19 protein-coding genes are annotated in these 20,173 nt (G+C 44.2%); 11 read left to right on the top strand and 8 right to left on the bottom strand.

Annotated features, from left to right (window positions below; translation table 11 throughout):
* Positions 1-2: 2 nt before the first annotated feature.
* A complete protein-coding gene (locus tag AC1XUF_RS10450) occupies positions 3-923 on the bottom strand; it encodes a glycoside hydrolase family protein (RefSeq protein ID WP_483341725.1) in 921 nt (306 codons plus the stop codon).
* 12 nt (positions 924-935) lie between these two features.
* The gene (locus AC1XUF_RS10445) at positions 936-2,228 is read right to left on the bottom strand and encodes a M16 family metallopeptidase (protein WP_483341724.1); all 1,293 of its coding nucleotides are present in this window, start codon (positions 2,226-2,228) and stop codon (positions 936-938) included.
* Between the two features lie 89 nt (positions 2,229-2,317).
* Here AC1XUF_RS10445 and AC1XUF_RS10440 point away from each other — a divergent pair, with 89 nt between their 5' ends.
* Positions 2,318-3,436: a glycosyltransferase family 4 protein gene (locus tag AC1XUF_RS10440; RefSeq protein WP_483341723.1), complete on the top strand. Its 1,119-nt coding sequence runs from the start codon at positions 2,318-2,320 to the stop codon at positions 3,434-3,436.
* Between the two features lie 6 nt (positions 3,437-3,442).
* Here AC1XUF_RS10440 and AC1XUF_RS10435 read toward each other — a convergent pair whose 3' ends face one another.
* On the bottom strand, positions 3,443-4,849 hold the full coding sequence (locus AC1XUF_RS10435) for a tetratricopeptide repeat protein (RefSeq protein ID WP_483341722.1): 1,407 nt from the start codon (positions 4,847-4,849) through the stop codon (positions 3,443-3,445).
* 72 nt (positions 4,850-4,921) lie between these two features.
* Positions 4,922-5,926 (bottom strand): SDR family NAD(P)-dependent oxidoreductase, encoded by a 1,005-nt coding sequence (locus AC1XUF_RS10430; protein ID WP_483341721.1) that lies wholly within the window; start codon positions 5,924-5,926, stop codon positions 4,922-4,924.
* Positions 5,927-6,427: 501 nt separating this feature from the next.
* Between AC1XUF_RS10430 and metG the strand changes: the two genes are divergently transcribed.
* Positions 6,428-8,503, top strand: coding sequence for a methionine--tRNA ligase (gene metG / locus AC1XUF_RS10425; protein WP_483341720.1), 2,076 nt, complete (start codon positions 6,428-6,430; stop codon positions 8,501-8,503).
* Positions 8,504-8,575: 72 nt separating this feature from the next.
* On the opposite strand, the gene AC1XUF_RS10420 is transcribed toward metG, so the two are convergent.
* The 3 genes from AC1XUF_RS10420 to AC1XUF_RS10410 all read right to left on the bottom strand — a co-directional run bounded on the left by AC1XUF_RS10420 (position 8,576) and on the right by AC1XUF_RS10410 (position 10,132).
* Positions 8,576-8,911: a hypothetical protein gene (locus AC1XUF_RS10420; protein WP_483341719.1), complete on the bottom strand. Its 336-nt coding sequence runs from the start codon at positions 8,909-8,911 to the stop codon at positions 8,576-8,578.
* A 268-nt stretch (positions 8,912-9,179) separates the two neighbouring features.
* The gene (locus AC1XUF_RS10415; protein ID WP_483341718.1) at positions 9,180-9,602 is read right to left on the bottom strand and encodes an Hsp20/alpha crystallin family protein; all 423 of its coding nucleotides are present in this window, start codon (positions 9,600-9,602) and stop codon (positions 9,180-9,182) included.
* A gap of 239 nt (positions 9,603-9,841) precedes the next feature.
* Positions 9,842-10,132 (bottom strand): Rdx family protein, encoded by a 291-nt coding sequence (locus AC1XUF_RS10410; protein WP_483341717.1) that lies wholly within the window; start codon positions 10,130-10,132, stop codon positions 9,842-9,844.
* 397 nt (positions 10,133-10,529) lie between these two features.
* Here AC1XUF_RS10410 and AC1XUF_RS10405 point away from each other — a divergent pair, with 397 nt between their 5' ends.
* The 5 genes from AC1XUF_RS10405 (at position 10,530) to AC1XUF_RS10385 (ending at position 13,933) form a co-directional block, all read left to right on the top strand.
* The gene (locus tag AC1XUF_RS10405) at positions 10,530-10,940 is read left to right on the top strand and encodes a hypothetical protein (protein ID WP_483341716.1); all 411 of its coding nucleotides are present in this window, start codon (positions 10,530-10,532) and stop codon (positions 10,938-10,940) included.
* Positions 10,941-10,963: 23 nt separating this feature from the next.
* Positions 10,964-11,662 carry a hypothetical protein gene (locus tag AC1XUF_RS10400; protein ID WP_483341715.1) on the top strand — a complete coding sequence of 233 codons (699 nt, stop codon included), beginning with the start codon at positions 10,964-10,966 and terminating at the stop codon, positions 11,660-11,662.
* The gene (locus AC1XUF_RS10395) at positions 11,649-12,512 is read left to right on the top strand and encodes a sensor histidine kinase (RefSeq protein ID WP_483341714.1); all 864 of its coding nucleotides are present in this window, start codon (positions 11,649-11,651) and stop codon (positions 12,510-12,512) included. The genes AC1XUF_RS10400 and AC1XUF_RS10395 overlap by 14 nt, the downstream gene beginning before the upstream one ends.
* Positions 12,513-12,517: 5 nt before the next feature.
* The gene (locus AC1XUF_RS10390; RefSeq protein ID WP_483341713.1) at positions 12,518-13,177 is read left to right on the top strand and encodes a response regulator transcription factor; all 660 of its coding nucleotides are present in this window, start codon (positions 12,518-12,520) and stop codon (positions 13,175-13,177) included.
* Positions 13,178-13,252: 75 nt separating this feature from the next.
* On the top strand, positions 13,253-13,933 hold the full coding sequence (locus AC1XUF_RS10385; protein WP_483341712.1) for a type 1 glutamine amidotransferase domain-containing protein: 681 nt from the start codon (positions 13,253-13,255) through the stop codon (positions 13,931-13,933).
* A gap of 3 nt (positions 13,934-13,936) precedes the next feature.
* On the opposite strand, the gene rfbC is transcribed toward AC1XUF_RS10385, so the two are convergent.
* Complete coding sequence (gene rfbC / locus AC1XUF_RS10380; protein WP_483341711.1) at positions 13,937-14,482, bottom strand: dTDP-4-dehydrorhamnose 3,5-epimerase; 546 nt, start codon at positions 14,480-14,482, stop codon at positions 13,937-13,939.
* Positions 14,483-14,586: 104 nt separating this feature from the next.
* Between rfbC and pyrF the strand changes: the two genes are divergently transcribed.
* From pyrF to clpB, 4 genes are all read left to right on the top strand, one after another.
* On the top strand, positions 14,587-15,414 hold the full coding sequence (pyrF, locus tag AC1XUF_RS10375; RefSeq protein ID WP_483341710.1) for an orotidine-5'-phosphate decarboxylase: 828 nt from the start codon (positions 14,587-14,589) through the stop codon (positions 15,412-15,414).
* Positions 15,415-15,425: 11 nt separating this feature from the next.
* Positions 15,426-16,655, top strand: a complete 1,230-nt coding sequence (lysA, locus tag AC1XUF_RS10370) for a diaminopimelate decarboxylase (protein ID WP_483341709.1) — start codon at positions 15,426-15,428, stop codon at positions 16,653-16,655.
* Positions 16,656-16,782: 127 nt separating this feature from the next.
* Positions 16,783-17,250: a YciI family protein gene (locus AC1XUF_RS10365; protein ID WP_483341708.1), complete on the top strand. Its 468-nt coding sequence runs from the start codon at positions 16,783-16,785 to the stop codon at positions 17,248-17,250.
* Positions 17,251-17,384: 134 nt separating this feature from the next.
* Positions 17,385-19,988: an ATP-dependent chaperone ClpB gene (clpB, locus tag AC1XUF_RS10360; protein WP_483341707.1), complete on the top strand. Its 2,604-nt coding sequence runs from the start codon at positions 17,385-17,387 to the stop codon at positions 19,986-19,988.
* Positions 19,989-20,173: the final 185 nt, after the last annotated feature.

Below are 20,173 nucleotides of genomic sequence, written 5' to 3'. Positions count from 1 at the left end.
CACTAACGAGCATCCGGAAAGTAAACATTCACTTCCGGATGCATGGTATAAAGCCGGTATTGCGAACCGTCCTGAACCAGGATCCCGCTGGATCTATCATCGCCAATGATTGGGTTTTTCTCGTACTTTTTCCAGTGTATCAAGTCTTTGGAAACTGCTACGTTCGTGGACCATTCGCGCCAGTCCTTGAAAGCCGATGCATGGTAATAGCCATAATAAAGCCCATTGTACTTGATAATCTGGTTCATAGCAACGGCAAACTGGTCATATTTCTCAGGACCCATTTTCAATACCGGCTCATCCTGCACGTTTGTCCAAACTTTCAGGTCTTGTGAGGTAGCAAGCCAGATACCCAGGTCACTGCGTTCATAAAAAAGATACCATGTCCCGTTCTCTTTCCAAATTGCGGGTGTTCCAAAAGCGCCCTTATCAATAGCATCGCCATGCTTTTTCCGGATGTCCAATGCGCCCTGGTCCTTCCAGCTGATCTTATCGGAAGAGGTCAGAAGATGGGCAGAATCGCCCCTGCTTTCCGCGAACATATAGTAAATACTGTCGTCTTTGATCACCGACATATCTTCAATCCAAAGTGAAGTATGAATGGGATGACCAGAGAACCTCTTCCAGGTCAGACCATCCTTCGAAGTAGCCAGGCCAAGGTACTTCATAGCATCGCCCGTCTTTCTGGTATAGCCTGTATACCAAAGAAAATAGGTACTATCTTCTTTGATAATATAACCTCGCTCCCTGATTTTCTCGTCCCAAACCGTAGAATCACCGGTTCCTTGAAATACCGGATTTCCCGAATAGGGTTTGAAGCTGACCAGCTCTTTCGGAAATTCATTCGTTTCTTCTTTTGGCTTGTCCTTTGTACAAGAAAGTGCAGCCAAACCAACGATCATGGCCAATAATCCCTTTTTCATTCTTTAAATCAATTATTCTTCAGGTAAAAAAGTAAGGTAGCTGAAATGCTGCTCGTTGAACATTTCCTGCGCGATCTCCTGCAGTTGCTGCGATGTGATCTGCTCTATTTCTGTAAAAATTTCGGGAAGTGAATCAACCCGTCCGGTGTCCAGCAGGCTTTTTGCCATCATTAACATAAAGCTCATGTTACTTTCCTCCGACATCGCCAATTGGCCCATCAGCTGAACTTTCGTCTGGTGCAATTGCAACACCGAAAGTGGTATCTCACGTACTTTCTTTAACTCTTTATGGATCAGAGCAATGCTCTTATTTAATTGCTTTTTCTCTGTTCCAAAGAAAATACCCATAAAGCCGGTATCCAGGTAGGGCGTGTAATTTCCTTCAATCGAGTAAACAAGCCCATACTTCTCGCGGAGGGAAAGGTTAAACCTAGAATTCATTCCAGGACCACCCAACAAGTTCACGAGCATAAAAAACGGGAGCCGACGGTCGTCCAGTAAGGAATATGCTGGCTGCCCCATTGCACACTGTGCCTGTTGTATCGAACGGTCTTTTTGCTGACTTACCGGCACATACGAGAGAGGGGCTGTTCTTTTACGGGTTGTGGTGCGGTGCGGCACATCACCCAAATACTTTTCTGCGACTTTAACCACCTTCGAAAATGGCAATCGGCTCACCGACGAAACGACGATCCGCTCGGTGTCAATATTCTCATTGATAAAACGATAAAGCTGTTCGCGACCAAAGGAATTCACGGTCTCGGCAGTTCCCAGTATATTATTGCCTAATGCATGGTCGGGAAAAACCAGCTGGTCAAAATCATCCTGAATCGCATCCTCGGGAGAGTCAATATACATCGACATTTCTTCCAGGATTACATTCCGTTCGCGCTCGATCTGTTTGTCAGGAAAGACGGAATGAAACGTAATATCTGCAAGGAGGTCCATTGCCTTTTCAAAATGGTCATCCAGTACTGAGGCGTGAAAACAGATTTTCTCTTTGGTTGTATAAGCATTTAGTTCACCGCCGACATTTTCAAGGCGGTTGATGATATGATATGAGCTGCGTTTTTCGGTTCCTTTGAAGGCCATATGCTCCCAAAAATGTGCAAGCCCCTGCTGAAAAGGCAATTCGTCACGGCTGCCGATATCCAGCATAATGCCGCAATGCGCTATCTGTGTGTACGGCACCTGCTTATGTGCAATCCTGATCCCATTGGCGAGCGTATGTATCTGATATTCTTCTGTAAGTGTAATGGAAGTAGTTTTTGGGTTTCCCCGCTTGCGAATGTTGTTTCTCTTCATTCCTTTTGAACACAAAATACCTACCGATAATTTTCGGTCGTATCCACAAAAATACGGACTTTTGCTTGTAAACCCTTGCACAGTGACTTATGCGTGTTGGATTTGATGCCAAGAGAGCCTTTGCCAATAAGACCGGACTTGGAAATTACAGCCGGTTTGTGCTGGGCGCACTGATCAATTTCGAAAAAAATAATGATTACATCGCCTACACGCCCAAAGACAACCAGTATCTTTTCCCCTATTTCCCCGAAGATGCAATTCATCTTCCCGAAACATTCTTAGACAAGAAATTATCTGCTTACTGGCGCTATTCGACGATCTCGAAACAGCTAAAAAAAGAAAGGATCGAGTTATTCCACGGACTGAGCAATGAACTCCCGAGAGGATTACAACCAACCGGTATTAAATCCGTGGTGACAATACACGACCTGATCTTTGAAAGGCTCCCCGAACATTATAAACCGGTGGATCGAATTATTTACAGACACAAATTCCAGTCTGCTTGTTACCGGGCGAATGCAATTATCGCAGTCAGCGAACAAACGAAACGTGACTTAACTGAACTTTATAAGGTCGACAAGGAGAGAATTAAAGTCATCTACCAGGATTGCAATCCGATTTTCAGACAAGCGATTAAGCCAGAGGATCAGAGCAGAACTCTCCAACAATATGGCATTCAAAAGCCATATATCCTAAGTGTAGGAACCTTGGAAGAGCGCAAAAATCAGCATAGGCTCGTACAAGCTTTTGCGGACTTGAAAAACCGCGACTTTACGCTCGTCCTGATTGGAAGGGCCACGCCTTACGCACAAAGAATAAAAGACAGCATCAAACTACATGGCCTCGAAAAGCAGGTGCTTATTCTCGAAAACATCCCGACGCAGCACTTGCCGGCGCTGTATCAGTCCGCAGAAATATTCGCTTACATTTCGGTTTACGAAGGTTTCGGAATTCCTATTTTAGAAGCCCTGCATAGTGGGACACCGGTACTCGGCGCAAAAGGTTCATGCCTGGAAGAGGCTGGCGGTCCCGGTGGCTTGTACGCCGATCCGTACAAAACAGAAGACATCCGCAACCAACTTGAAAGATTGATTACGGATGCCCAATTAAGAAAATCTCTGGTATCTGCCGGTCAGGTCCACATTCAGCAATTTGCAGCGCCTCACATCGCAAAACAGCTTGTCGGACTTTACGGGGAGTTAATTTGACAAGGCTCACTTATCCCTGTATTGTTCAATGATCCTGAAAAGCGCTTTTTGTTTTTCCAGGTCAGGAAAGAAATCGAAAAGCTGAACGTGCGCGTCATAATCAAGCGTCAACCCAACTTCCAGATTGATCAACGCCTCCCGATAATCCCCGGCATGGATCTGATACACCGACATGCGATAATATAAGTCCGCTTCTTCCGGCATTTCATCGATTGCTGCCTGAAGAAGGTCACAAGCTCTTGCATAGTTTCCCTGCTCAAACAGAACATGTGACCATTTAAGCCAGATATCAGGGTTCGACGGTTCAATTTCGGCTGCCTTTTCAAAAGCTTCAAAAGCAGAGACAACATTGCCTACCTTAAATTCGGTTTCAGCCAATGCCAGCCAATAGTCCGGGTTGAGCTCCGTAATTTGAATCGCCTTTCTTAAAAAACCGACAGCCTCGTACCAACGACCTAATTCACTGAAACAAATCCCCATTCCATACCAGCCGTCGTCCCACTGGTTATCGAGCTTGACAGTCTGACGATAATACTTAATGGCCGTTTCAAACTCACCCAGTTTTTCATAACAGGTCCCCAGGCAGCAGCAGGTTTCCGGCTGCTCACCTTCTAACTCAATAGCACGAAGATATTGCTCTTTGGCCTGTTCATACTGTTCCAGGTTCATATATGAATTGCCGAGCTGGAAAAAAGCCGACGCAAAATCGTCCTTGACCAGGGTAGCATACTCGTAGGCATTTACCGCATCCTCGTAGCGTTCCAACTTGCTGAACGCGATTCCGAGATTGTACCAGGCGTGGTGCGAAAACGGGTCACGATCAACCAGTTCATTGTAGTATTCCAGATGGCTTTCCAACTGACCAACCAGGTCGAGGCAATGGGCCAGCTCGTACAATGCACTCTCGTTATTAAGGTTATTTCGAAGCGATTTCTTGTAATATTTAATGGCGTCCTCGTATTTTCCCCAATTTTGATAGGTCTGCCCAATTTGGAAATAAATCTCGTCTTGGTCTTCCACGCGTTGCAGAAGTTCTTCAAGGAGCTCGATCGCTTCCTCGTATTCTCCCATCATATTGGAAATCGCAACCTGCATAAAGGAGATTTCGATATCGCCCGGATGAAAAAGAGAGGCCCGTTCGAGTATTTCCTGGGCCATTTCATGTTCGCCCCGGTTGGAATGGAGCTGGACCATACTAAGCAGCAGATCAAGCGAATATGGATAATCCGACAATCCCAGTTCGCACGCCTTGAAGGCCTTTTCCCAATCTCCTTTTTCTATGTAATGAACGGTAACCTTTTCGTAAGTATCTAAATCAAAAAAGACCGGCTCACTGGTTCTCAACATTTTTTCAAACCTGAGCAATGTCTCTTTCATATAATCCTTTCTTTCCCCAAAATTTTTCTCCATCATACGAACTACCAGGTTAGAATTGAGGGCTAACGCACCACATAATAATAAGAGAAAGTTATAAAATTATTTCTCTTATTTCAAACTCTTACCGAGCAAACTTTCGCTCACACGGGCGACAGTGTTTTCAATTGTCTGAAACTTAAAATGCAGTAAATTTCGAATTTTGTCGTTGCGGTAACTAATATTCCGAGCCGCAGACTGTGCAGTTTCTTTCGTAATCAATGGCTTCTTGCCGGTCAAAAAAGTCCTTACAGCTTCAATGCGCCAGATCATTCCAGCCAGCCAGGGACCCACCCTCAACCAAGGTCCCTTCCTATTCATTGCAGTGGCGATAAGATTGAACAAATTCCGGTAAGAAATACTTCCCGCATTCAACAAAAACCTTTCACCGGACACATCTGATTCTAACAGGAGAAAAACAATTTCTGCTACATCCTTCACATCAACATAATTGGCGACACCGTCTGTAAAAAACGGCTTTTCCCTGTAAACGTAGTGAAAGAGCTGGGTGCTGCTTTTGCTCCAATCGCCCTCGCCCAAAATCAGCGTAGGATTTACAATTACTGCGTTCAGCCCTTCTGCAATCCCCCTCCAGACTTCCAACTCTGCCAGATGCTTTGTCTTCGCATATTCGGAATTTTCAGGAGAATCCTCCCATCGCTGGCTTTCGTCGAGAATAGTTGTTTGTCCAGGCACTAGTTTCCGGGAATCAGGCCTCCCCAATGCAGCGATGCTGCTTACGTGACATAATTTTTTGATCGGGTATTTCAGGCAGATGTTGACCAGGTTTGCCGTTCCTTCAACATTGACCTTGTACATCATTTTGCGGTCCTTCGGAATGAAAGACACCACGGCTGCGGTGTGCACCACAAAATCGACACCCTCGATTGCATTCTCTAAAGAACTTATATCCAGAATATCGCCTTCAAGCCATTGAACCTGCGACGAGATATCCGCTAAGAGGCTTCGATCCGAACTGGAGCGGGTTAGTGCGATCACTTCGTGATTTTCGGACAAAAACTTTCTCGCTACTGCACTGCCCACAAGTCCGGTAGCACCGGTGATAAGAACTCTCATAACTTTGATAACAAAATGTCAGGATCAAAGTTCGCAATTGGATGGCATGTACAAAAAAGATTCCTTCCGCATGCGAAAGGAATCTGTCCGTTTTTATATTCAGTATCGCGTAACGATCTTCACATTTGTCAATGATACTTTCCACGCTCTTGGAAGCATGCGGAGAAGCCATCTTCCTGTAGTAACTTCTTGTCTCAGCAAGCCTTCATTTTGAATTATACGATCTTTCAGCTTTCGAGTCAAGTCCTTCATTTTCAGCTGTTGATCTTATGTAGATGTATACCAGTTTCGACCTGTCTTCCGGTCACCTTTTCAAAACCTGCTATTTTTTATAAGCGTGCTTTAAAGGTCTATTTTCACAACTATATCGAATTCAGTTACACGCAAAAGTGAAAATCGCGTTGGCGGAATCTCACGATGAAAGCCTTTTTACTACTTTTACGTACAACAACAGATCATGATTTGCTCCGGCAACAGATCTCAAATCTCTTTTTATCGACGATGCCTATTTTGAATCCCAGAAGATACACCGTTACAGCAGCCCTCATTTATGCCAATGGTCCCATTCATATTGGTCACCTGGCCGGTTGCTACATACCAGCCGATATCTATGTCCGTTATCTCCGATCGAACGAAAAGGAAGTTGCTTTCATCAGCGGCACCGATGAACACGGCGTTCCGATCACAATCCGTGCTAAGAAAGAAGGGCTTACACCTCAGCAGGTTGTGGATAAGTACTATAAACAAATCGATAAGTCATTCCGCGATTTGGGTATTTCGTTTGATATTTATTCCCGCACGAGTCGCCAGATCCATCACGAGACCTCTCAGGAAATATTTAAAGATCTGTACGACAAGCATGTTTTTATCGAGGAAACCACGGAGCAATACTACGATGAAACTGCCCAGCAATTCCTGGCTGACCGATATATTGTAGGCACCTGCCCTGTTTGTGCGAACCCGAATGCTTATGGTGACCAATGCGAAAGATGCGGATCGACATTAAGTCCACTGGAACTGAAAGATCCGCGGTCCACTTTATCCGGCGCTCAGCCTGTTTTGAAAGCCACTAAAAACTGGTACCTTCCATTGGACGCCATGCAGCCTCAAATTGAACAATATGTCAATAGCCATACGGAATGGAAAACCAACGTATTCGGGCAATGTCAGTCCTGGCTGAAAGATGGTTTGAAGCCTAGAGCCATGACGCGCGATCTGGACTGGGGGATCAAGGTTCCGGTAGCAGATACCGAGGGCAAAGTTTTATACGTATGGTTTGAAGCGCCGATAGGGTACATTTCGGCTACGAAAGACTGGCTTATTCAGCAAAATGGGTCAGATGAGGGCTGGAAAAAATGGTGGCAGCCGGCGGCGGATCCCGAACAGGGAGAAACCAAGCTCGTCCATTTCATCGGGAAAGACAATATTGTGTTTCACTGTATTATTTTCCCCGCGATGCTAATGGCTGAAGGCAACTACATACTTCCAGATAATGTGCCTGCCAACGAATTCATGAATCTGGAAGGAGACAAAATCTCAACTTCCAGAAACTGGGCTGTTTGGCTGCATGAATATCTTGAGGAGCTTCCCGACAAGCAGGACGTGCTCCGCTATGTTCTTACCGCCAATGGACCTGAGACCAAGGATAGTGAATTTACCTGGAAGGATTTCCAGACGCGGAACAACAGCGAACTGGTGGGTATTTTCGGAAATTTTATCAACCGCGCGGTTGTTCTGACGCACAAATTTTGTGAGGGCAAAGTTCCAGCCGTAGCCGATTTACATGAAATCGACGAACTCGTTCTCAAAGAATTACAAGCTTTTCCTGGAAAGATCGGAGAGGCCATGGAGAACTATAGGTACCGCGAATCTTTGGCCCTGATTATGGACCTGGCCAGACTGGGTAATAAATACCTGGCAGACACCCAGCCGTGGCACGTGATCAAGACAGATCCTGAGCGGGTCAACACCATTCTAAACATTGCGCTGCAGATTTCGGCATCGCTGTCCATCGTGTCAGAGCCTGTTCTCCCTTTTACCGCAGCCAAGATCCGGGCGCAATTTGGGTTGGACGATTGCCTTTGGAAAAACGCGGGGAAACCTAATTTACTGAGAGCGGGGCAACCGGTATCGGAGGCCAGACTTCTTTTTGAGAAAATCGAAGATCACGTTATCGAGAAACAGATAGAAAAGCTTCATCAGGCAAAAAGACTAAATGAGTTGGACGGCAAAACGGTAACACCAGTAAAGCCAGAAATACAGTTTGATGATTTCGCAAAAATGGATATCCGCGTCGCCACCATTATTGCTGCCGAAAACGTACCCAAAAGCAAAAAGCTTTTAAAGCTGCTTATTGATATTGGGACAGAGCAACGGACCGTTTTGAGTGGTATTTCGGAACATTTTAAGGCGGAAGAAATTGTTGGAAATAAGGTGCTGTACCTGGCAAACCTGGCACCTCGCAAAATGATGGGAATGGAAAGTCACGGAATGATCCTGATGGCGGAAGATCGGGATGGGAGCCTGGCTTTTGTGCAACCCGGTAAAGAAGTGTGGAACGGAGGGCTTGTTAACTAAATTCTTTATATAAAAGGCCTGCAAATCTTCAAATCGATTTGCAGGCCTTTCCTTTTATCAGAAATTCCCTTCCTACTGAAATTCCTTTGCAACCTGAGCATATACGGTCTGAATCTTATCCACCAGCACCTGGCATTCCTTTTCGCTGAGCTGTTCAATGGTGTTACTTACCGCATTGGAAATTATTTTTCCCTCATCATCTGTCTTTGCGCCTTTTTGCCTGACAATGCTAAGAATATTTTCCCATTCGTTGACTAGTCCATCGGAGAAGTACCTCGGTTCCAGAATGTTAAAGTAAGCAGATTGTGACCTTAGTTTTTGTTTGAGTTTCCCTGGTTCTGCTGATGATTTCAATTCATCCACCAGCTTCGTCAGTTCGATGTAAGCGAAGATATTAGATTTTTTCATAACGTTGAGTTTGGAAGGGTAATTTATAAATATCGTCACTAAGATACAGACATGTACCTCCATTTTTTTATAGTCTCGGCAATCTTTACTTTATCTTAATATAATCTATTGGAAGGATACAATTCTCAAATTACCGTTGAGAAAAGTTGGTTTGCGGGCTGGAAAGCCTTATACTCACTCTTTTCTGCTAAAATTGTGAGATTGCTAAACACAAAAAACCTGACAACGGGAGCTGTCAGGCGTATTAATAAGGTACAATTTCCGGAATTTACCAGCGCTCGATTTCAACCTTACGGTGAAAGTCTCCCTGTTCATTTCCATAGGGAAGAAACAAGACCAGATGACGAAGGGTGTCGTCGTATTTCGCAGAAATATTTTCTATATCTACTCCATCCGGGATGACAAAAGTATTAATGAAGCGAACTGTTTTCCACTGCTCTTCTTCGGAAAGGTTGTCTTTTGAAAATATGGGTAACAAATGAAAAAGTTTGAGATTACTTGTATTTCTTTTTCCTTTTACCACTTCCAATTGCAGATCCTCAACCTCGATGCCAGGAATTTTCACGACTACTTCAAAACCATCCGACCCTCTGTCAAGCTTAATTGCAGGCTCACTCATTCCACCATTGACCGTGTTGATAAAGTCTATATTCATCAACATTTCCTGAGGGATTTTTAGTTTGCTTTCCATAGCTATCGCGTTTTAGGTTCACAAGTTTTAGAAGATGAACGAAAAACTACGTGCCAAAGATCGGATTAGCAAGAAAAAAGACTCATTAATAGATTTCATCAAAAAGATAAAATACTAATAATTAGCCCCTTGTAGCCAAAAATAGTATTTTAACAATCAACTCCTCAGCAGACAACCATACCTCATTCGGCCAAAATTACAGGTTTCAAATCCCCAATACGACAGAATGTCTTGTTGCATTATTCCGTAGCATGCCGGCGATCACTATGTCCAAGGCTGCGTTCGGGAGCGATAATGTCACGAACCAACTGTTTAATCTCCTTTGGCTCAGGGAAATGTCCCTCTCTTTTTCTATCCCAGATTAATTCGTCCCCAAGCCGGATCATATACCGTCCGCTTACTTCTGATGGTACCAGGCTTACTGCGTGAAGATGTTCCGTGAAAGTAGTCAGCAACTCCTGCGCTATCCATGCAGCCCTTAAAAGCCAGCCGCATTTCGGGCAGTATTCTATAGTTATTGTGGGTTTCATCCGATCATATTTCAAACCAAGGGCTAAAAATAAACCCAAAAAATCAAAAAGCCGCGAAGGAGCTCCCTCGCGGCTTTCACATATGCTAACCTAACCCTCTAATCTTGTGAGAAATCCATGTGATTCTCTAACGCTTTACAAATGTATATGCGCCTGTGCTTAGTTTTTAGCGTTGAATTCCCCGTTTTCAAGATTGGGTAAGCTTACACGGCGTTAAAAGTATTCTTGCTCGGCTCGACACGTAATAATACGTATTTTTACCGCCGATGAACTACAAAATACCTGATTAACAATTCATTAGATACTACCGTTTAATCAAAACAAGCTACTTCACTTGTCGATAAAAAGGACACTGGCTACATTTACACCTATTCGATAATATCAATTTTCAATACTTATGAACCCTGTAAAATTTACTGGAAAAGAAGGAGAACTCGTTTCAGCAGAAAAAGCATTGGCTTTGACCATCCCACACCAAAGAAAAGAAAAGGAATGCCGACAACGGGGCGAAAACTTTGTAAGAGCCGAGTTCTTTGGAATTCACACTTTCAATGAGATGATTGGTATCCACGGTGATAATTGTGTTGGATTTAGAGCTTATTACGGCATGAGCGACGAAGAGGACACCGATCCAACACAAGCATCAGGCACAAAGGCCTCTAAAAGGCCGACACCGCGCCTAATTCTTGTTCCCGTTGACGCTTATGGAAAGGATTTGACAACCACAGCCCACTTGGGCGGCATGAAGGACATGCCTGCCCAAGGTGAAGTTATGAAAGGTGGGCCACTTTGCCCAAATCAGTGTTAGAGGAGTAGTTAAATTTCTTACACATGCTTGAAATTTACGTTGCCTATGGTTTTCGAAATCCAATACTTTGCATTGCAGTTTTTATCACCATTGTCCCAATTATTTTTCTAGCCGTAAAAAGAGCATATTCTGATCCATCTTTCAGATTGCTCTTTTTATATCTTATTTTCAAGCTGGCGACTGATCTAATCATGTTTCACTCTGCCTGCCTGCAAGAAAATAATCTAGTTGTTTACAATCTAAGTATTCCCGTTTTCTATGTATTACTAAGCGGAATGTTCTATTATAAACTCAACTCGAAAAGTTTTAAAGTACTGCTCATAGTTTCAATGCTCGGTTTCTCCATATTTACATTTTGGGATATTGTCGATTCCAACCCTAAGATAGGTGACCTTCATAACCATCGGGCAGTTCTTTTTGCAAAAACGGTAGAGGGTGTCCTGATTATAGCTATAATTCTGTTGTATTTTTATGAAGTAATTAAATCTTTACAAATACCTAATTTACTTACTTTCCCTTTTTTCTGGATATGTTCAGGGTTACTGCTATACTATTCAAGTTTCATATTTATAGCTCCAGTGCTGCACTATGTAGCCATTTGGAACAGTCCGGTAGATTTAGGCATAACACAGATCATACCAACTATTTTTGAGATCATATGTGCCATTTTTTTTAGTATAGGTATTTATCATTTTTCCGCCGACAAACATGCAAAACAGTGAGGAACTGAAATGGGCTTTACTTGTCGCCTCGCTGGGGATGCTTGCTATGGCATTTTGCATGATCTCATTTGTAATGTATTATCAAAAAAGACGGTTCGAGGAAGAAAAGAAAATCAATGACATCGAAAAGAATTACAATCGTCTGCTTTTAGATACAGCCCTCAATTCTGAAGAAACCGAAAGACGCCGCATTGCCCAGGACCTGCACGATGACATCGGCACCATGCTGTCGCTCACAAAATTAAGCCTCAACCAATTAAATAAATTAATTAGTAAGAACGGGGACGACAAGGAGGACCTTATCATGAAAAAATCCCAGTCCCTGGTAGAGGAAACGATACTGCACGTCCGCAGAATAACCCGCGACCTTGTCCCGACCACCCTGGAGCGTTTTGGGCTACTGGAAGCAATCGAGGAATTCATTAACAAGTTAGAAGAGGACAATAACCTGGTGATTTCATTTCAGGCCAATACGGAGGAATTCCCGCGCCAGGGGCAGAAACTGGAACTTACACTTTATCGTATTATGCAGGAATTGGTCAACAATGCGATTAAACATGCCAATTGCTCTAAGATCGAAATAGCGCTCGAAACCAACGACCAGTTTATTGGATTGAGAGTTACTGATAACGGGATGGGGTTTGACCCCGAAAAAATCAAGGAAAACAATCTGGCCGGACTCGGGCTACTGGGCATTGAAAGCCGCCTGGCTATCGTGAATGGCACGGTGCATTATGAAAGACCGGCAAAGGGAGGTTCCAGTGCTTTTGCGCAAATACCGGTTATGCCGATACCCGAAAACAAGCCCGAACCTTTACATCCGTTCCGAAGAGAACGTGTGAACATCTAGAAATTATGAAAACTCTTAGACTAGGAATTGCAGACGATCACGAATTATTCAGAAAGGGATTTATCTCCATGCTGAGCGGAATTCCTGATTTCGAATTTGTATTGGAAGCTGCAAACGGCCAGGAATTGCTCGACCGGTTAGCAGCCAATACACCTGACATCGTTTTTATGGATCTGCAAATGCCAGTCATGGACGGTATCCAGGCAACGGAAGCAGCATTTGAAAAATTCCCGAATATCAAGGTGATAGTAGTATCAATGTATAATGAAGACCGTTTCGTTATTCACATGCTTGAAAAAGGTGTACAAGGCTACCTATTGAAAGATACAAGTCCTGACGAAGTAGAAAAGGCGATCCGTCGGGTGGATGAGGAGGGATTCTATTATAACGACTTTGTTTCCAAGGCCATGCACCGTAAAATGGTGACCCGCCAGGTGAACAAACACCCATTTTTCCCTAACGCGTGCAATGTAGCCCTGTCATCCCGCGAAAAAGAAGTATTGCAATTGATCTGTGATGGCCTTTCCACAGCCGAAATCAGCGATAAGCTATTTATTAGCATCAGGACAGTTGAAGGGCACCGTTTACGGGTACTCGAAAAAACTGGGACAAAAAGCACTGCGGCAGCCGTGGCCTTTGCTTATAAAAATCAGTTGTTATCCTAAGCTCGGGCATCCGGTCAACGCTACAATGAGTTGGATTTTATAGTATCTTTCACGAAGAACATCCTTCGACCTACTATGAAAGTCCTGATCGTCTGTACCAATCACGACACATATCCTACCAAATCTTCCAAAACAGGTTTGTGGCTGAGCGAGCTCACCCATTTTTATGATGCAATGGTCAAAAAAAAAGTTCTGATCGACATCATGAGCCCGCTTGGTGGAAAAATCCCTATCGACGACAGAAGTATCGATCTGAAAGACGATTGCAATGCCCGCTACTGGGAAGATGAAGTGTTCAAAGAGAAACTTCAAAATTCACTCAACCCGTCGCAAATTCATGCCGGGGATTATCGATTGGTTTATTTTGCAGGCGGCCACGGCGCTATGTGGGACTTTCCCGAAAATTCCGAGATACAGAATATTGTGCAATACATATATGAACATAACGGAATGGTATCCGCAGTGTGTCACGGCGTCGCAGGACTTTTGAATGTCAAACTTTCGGACGGTTCGTGGTTGATCCAGGACAAATACCTGACCGGATTCTCTAATGTGGAAGAAGCACTGACAAGCTTTGTCAGTGAAGTGCCTTTTTATCTGGAAGATCAGTTAAAAGAACGGGGCGCCCATTACACCAAAGCCATTATTCCATTTATGGAATTCATCGAAATGGATGAAAGGCTCATCACCGGACAAAACCCCAATTCCGCACGAAAGGTTGCTTCCAAGGCATTGGAAGAGCTTTTCGAGAAATAGCCGTTAAACCTTGAAGTCAGAAAACAATGTTCTGAAAGTTGGTAAAATCTCATCCTTATCTGAAACAAGGGGATTAGAGATACCCCAGTCAATCCCCAGGTCAGGATCATTCCATAGCAAACCCGATTCTGATTCCTTGTTGTAGATATTGGTGCACTTGTAGCTAAAAATAGTATCCTCCAGAGCCACGAAGCCGTGGGCGAAACCCTCTGGTATGTAAGCAAAATTGTTCAGGTCACCTCTGAGTTCGAAAATCTCATGTTGTCCAAACGTTGGTGAATCGGGACGAATATCGACTCCGACATCCAAAACCCTGCCGGAAATTACCCGTACCAGTTTTCCTTGTGCAAATGGAGCTTTCTGAAAATGCAGCCCTCTGACCACTCCTTTTTTCGAAAACGACTGGTTATCCTGTACAAAGTTGGAAGGAAGCCCCATTTTCTCAAAAACTTGCTGATTGAAAGATTCAAAAAACATTCCACGATCATCTTCAAAAACCCGTGGAAAGATTTCAACTAAGCCGGCAATAGACGTTTCTCGAATTTGCATAAATATAATTTCCCCGCGAAATGAACGTGCAGAGGTTAATGTTCCCGGCAAATTTATGAATCTATTGTTAGAGGTTGTAATTTCGGCGCATTATTTCCCAAATCATGACTTACAAAGAGCTTTTTCAACAAATTCTGCAGAAAAAATCTTACTTGTGTGTTGGCCTGGACACCGATGTCCGAAAGATCCCATCGCACTTACTTAGAACAGCCGACCCGGTCTTCGAATTCAACAAGCAAATCATCGATGCTACAGCCGATCTTTGCGTATCCTATAAACCAAATATTGCATTTTACGAGGCCTTAGGCCCAAAAGGCTGGGAAAGTCTCCAAAAAACCATCGAATATATACCTGAAACGCATTTTTCTATCGCAGATGCCAAGCGGGGAGACATAGGAAACACCTCTGGCTTGTACGCAAGAACTTTTTTTGACCCTACATCTTCCGGTCTTGACTTCCATTCAGTGACCGTAGCGCCCTATATGGGAAGCGATTCCGTTAAGCCGTTTTTGGAATTTGAAAATAAATGGGTCATCCTGCTTGCATTGACTTCCAATCCCGGCAGTTCTGATTTTCAGAGACTTCGTTTCGAAGCGTCGGCACTCTTTGAAGAAGTTCTGCGGACATCATTAACCTGGGCAGGCCCCGATCGGATGATGTATGTTGTTGGCGCAACGCAAGCAACCGAATTCCAAAAAATAAGGACCATTGTACCAGATCACTTCCTTTTAGTGCCTGGTGTCGGTGCACAAGGCGGCAATCTGGAAGAGGTTTCGAAATTTGGAATGAATTCGAATTGCGGGCTTTTGGTGAATGCGTCGAGAAGTATTATTTACGCAGGAGACGGTTTGGATTTTGCAGAAAAAGCGAAAAAGGAGGCGTCCGCGCTCCAGAGTGAGATGGAAATTTATCTAGATAAATATTGTAATTAAGTATTCTCTTCATGCATCTTAACGAGCTAAACCAATATTCAATTCAGGGAATCGACCCTATACAATTGACCGTCCGATATGGAAGCCCGCTCTACGTTTATGACGGAGGTACGATCCGGCGCAAAGTGTCTGAATTACAACATGCCTTTTCGGGCATCAATATGAAGATTAAGTATGCGTGCAAGGCAAATACCAACCTGGCAGTCCTCAAATTGATGCGCGAGATCGGTGTCGAACTCGACGTTGTTTCGCCGGGTGAGCTTGAAATGGGAAAAATCGCCGGGTATGATGCTGGCCAGATCACTTTTACGCCGAGCGGCGTCCCTTACGAAGAAGTTGGGGCGGCGGTGGAAGCCGGAGCTATTGTGAATGTGGACAGCATTCCTTTACTCGAATGGTTTGGTCAAACATATGGCAATACCAAACCTTGTCTGATCCGCATTAAGCCCAATGTTGCGGCTGGCGGAAATGCCAAAATCATGACGGCACACGCAGACTCAAAGTTTGGAATTTCGGTGTTACTGCTCGATCAGATACTCGAAGTCGTAAAAAAATATAATATCAGGGTCATCGGGCTGCATCAGCACACCGGCTCAGATATCAAAGATGCAGAGCCATTTTTGAAAGTAGCCGATATCCTGTTCGAAACTGCCAAGCGTTTTCCCGATCTCGAAATCATTGACCTCGGTGGCGGATTTAAGGTGTCTTACATGCCCGGGGACGTAATTACAGATATGGATTTGCTCGGCAAAAAAATCTCCGAAAGATTTCAGACATTTTGCAAGGAATATGGCAAAGAGCTACAGCTCTGGTTTGAACCCGGAAAATTTCTGGTCAGCGAATCGGGGTACCTGTTGGTAAAAACAACGGTGGTCAAAGAAGATCCGGCCAGAAATTTTGTCCATGTGGATTCTGGATTAAACCATTTAATCCGTCCGATGATGTATGGATCTTATCATCATATGCTCAATTTATCTAATCCGCAGGGTAGTCCGCAACCTTACAATGTAGTGGGCTATATTTGCGAAACCGACACATTCGCTTCTGACCGTGAATTGCCGGAAGTTCGCAGAGGTGATGTACTGGCCTTTCTGAATGCCGGTGCCTACGGATTCACCATGAGCTCAAATTACAATGCAAGACTGCGCCCCGCCGAAGTATTGATCGACAATGGTGAAGCCCGATTGGTTAGACGACGCGAGACCCTGCAAGATTTATTAAAGACGCAAATTGACATTTAGGTATACAAAGACAACAAATTGGCTGCATTCGCTCATCGGATGCAGCTTTCTTTTTTTACAGCAGTCAGCAATTCATTTTCAGCAAACTATTGGGTATATTTATTCAGGTAACAAACTAAATCTTAAAATGATGAAAACACTGTACTACACGCTCTTAGCTATTGTATGTGCCTCGGTTTGCAACGTCTCCGTTGCTCAGTCAACCAGTTCGGCTTATGATTCAACGCTGGCGAAAAAACTGAAAGCTGACGATTATGGAATGAAAACATATGTCATGGTTTTTCTCAAAACCGGTAGTGTAACCGATCTTGATAAAGCCAAAACGGACAGCCTTTTTATGGAGCACATGCATAATATCGGCAGACTCGCCGAAGAAGGGAAGCTGGTAGTGGCAGGGCCGTTTTTCAAAAATGACAAATACCGTGGCCTTTTTATTTTGAATGCCATCTCCATCGAAGAAGGCAGAAAACTGGTTGACACAGATCCTGCGGTTCAAGCCAGGCTATTGGAACCAGAATTACTGCTCTGGTATGGCTCCGCTGCATTGGCGGAAACGCTGGCAATTCACAAGAAGATCGAAAAGAAAAGCATGTGAAAGATTGCTTCAACAACGGCCATTTTGTCCGATATTTTTCGCCCGCTTGCTTTTTAATGCCAAAATTTCCGATCAGGCGAAGCGGCACATGTTTTTGGTGATTTGAAACATTATTAACAAAGAATTGAAACGCCGTGAACTTTAACCAATACACCATCAAAGCGCAGGAAGTAATACAGCATGCCGCGCAAATGGTCCAAGGCAATCAGCAGCAAGCGATTGAAACCGGCCATGTACTGAAATCCATATTAGAGGAAGATCCGAATACCTCTCTTTTTCTTCTTAACAAACTGAACATCAGCCCAGATATTCTGAATAGCCGTTTACAAAAAATTCTGGATGGTTACCCCAGAGTGAGTGGTGGACAGCCTTATCTGGGTAATGATATGGCGGCAGCAAGCGGCAAAGCACAGAACTACCTGAAAGAATTCGGAGATGAATTCATCAGTATAGAACTTCTTCTGCTCGGGATTCTAAGCGGAAAAGATTCCACTGCCAGCTTGATGAAAGAGGTTGGTTTCAAGGAAAAAGAACTTATTAACGCCATTAAAGAACTTAGAGGAAAAAATAACCCTGTGAAAGATCAAAATGCAGAAGCTAAATACCGTTCACTGGAACGATATAGCAAAAATTTGAATGAACTGGCCAAAGCCGGTAAGATTGACCCGGTGATTGGTAGGGACGAAGAAATCAGGCGGGTTTTGCAAATACTAAGCCGTCGTACTAAAAACAACCCTATTCTACTCGGCGAACCCGGTGTTGGCAAAACAGCCATTGTTGAAGGACTTGCCCAACGCATTGTTCAGGGAGACGTTCCTGAAAATCTGAAGTCAAAAATAATCGTGTCGTTGGACATGGGCCTTTTGATTGCAGGTGCCAAGTACAAAGGCGAATTTGAAGAACGTTTGAAAGCGGTTATCAAAGAGGTAACTGATTCAGAAGGGGAGATTGTTTTATTTATCGACGAGATCCATACTTTGATAGGTGCTGGCGGCGGGGGTGAGAGTGCGATGGACGCAGCCAACTTGCTGAAACCTGCCCTTGCCCGCGGTGAATTACACGCGATTGGTGCAACTACGCTCAAAGAGTACCAGAAATACATGGAAAAAGATAAGGCGCTCGAGCGCCGGTTCCAGGCTGTTATGGTAGATGAACCCAATATTCCTGACGCGATTAGTATTCTTAGGGGTATCAAGGAGAAATATGAATTGCACCATGGAGTCCGCATCCAGGATGACGCTGTCATTGCGGCGGTGGAGCTCTCCAACCGGTACATCAGTGACCGCTTCCTGCCCGACAAAGCCATTGACTTAATGGATGAGGCTGCCTCGAAGCTAAGACTCGAAATGGATAGCGTACCGGAGGAATTGGACGAATTGAACCGTAGGATCATGCAGCTCGAAATTGAGAGAGAGGCGATCAGACGGGAAAATAATAAGGATAAAGAAACCGTCCTGAACAAGGAAATTGCTGATTTAAGTGAGGAAAGAAACACATTAAAAGCACAATGGGAGAACGAAAAAGGCAAAGTCAACGAAGTAAGGACGCTCAAAGAGCAGAGTGAGCAATTGCGCCTCGAAGCCGAACAAGCTGAACGTGCCGGCGATTTTGGAAAAGTTGCAGAAATCCGCTACGGCCGCATCCCCGAAGTGCAGCAGAAATTAACACAGCTTCAGGATTCCGAAAATGAACAGAGCCTGATGCAGGAAGAAATTACACCCGAGGACATTGCAGAAGTGGTAGCCAAATGGACAGGCATTCCGGTGAGCAAAATGCTGCAAAGCGATCGTGAGAAATTGCTGCAGCTCGAAGAACATTTGCACCAGCGGGTCGCAGGACAAAATGAGGCCATCGAAGTGGTATCCGACGCGGTACGCCGTAGTCGGGCAGGTTTACAAGATTCAAAAAGACCGATCGGAAGCTTTCTTTTTCTTGGACCCACTGGTGTCGGTAAAACTGAACTGGCAAAAACGCTGGCCGAGTATCTCTTCAATGACGAAAACGCCATGGTACGGATTGATATGAGCGAATACCAGGAACGACATGCGGTAAGCCGTTTGGTGGGAGCTCCTCCGGGATATGTGGGCTATGACGAAGGCGGACAGCTTACAGAGGCCGTTAGAAGAAAACCATATAGTGTAATCCTGCTCGACGAAATTGAAAAAGCACATCCGGATGTTTGGAATATTTTGCTGCAGGTTTTGGATGAAGGTCGTTTGACGGACAACAAAGGACGGGTAGCCAATTTCAAGAATACGATTATTATCATGACATCGAATATTGGCAGCCATATTATTCAGGAAAAATTTGCCGAAGACGAAGGCTGGAACCATACCCTGGTGGTTGAAGAAGCGAAACAGGCCGTACTTGATCTTTTGAAAGCCTCGGTAAGGCCGGAATTCCTTAACAGAATTGATGAAATCGTTCTTTTTGAACCGCTTAGCATGAAGAACATTCGCAAGATTGTGGATATACAGTTCAAAGGAATCCAGAAAATCCTGCAGGATCAGGGAATCACATTGGACGCCACAGACGAGGCTCTGACCAAATTGGGAGAAGACGGTTTTGATCCGGCTTTCGGTGCACGGCCTTTGAAACGTGTTTTGCAGAGAAGGATCCTGAACGAACTTTCAAAAGGTATCCTGAGTGGACAAGTTGCTAAAGATTCGGTTATCATGATGGAATTGAATTCCAAAGGCGACTTGATTTTCGAAAATGTGGGTGGGGTCGAAATTTAAGATCCGACAATAGTTATAAATTTCGAGAGCGGCCAATAGCCGCTCTTTTGTTTTTCTGCCCCGTGGGGAAAAGCAGTGAATCCACACCTGTGGCTTGTCGTCAACAGTTTACTTAACTGAACTATGCAAACGATTGAATTTAGAATTGGCATAATTTTTGTACAATTATTTGACTAAATAATCTA

Source organism: Dyadobacter sp. HNCC25DJ185 (genome assembly GCF_056895195.1).
This window is presented reverse-complemented; position numbering and strand designations above follow the sequence as displayed.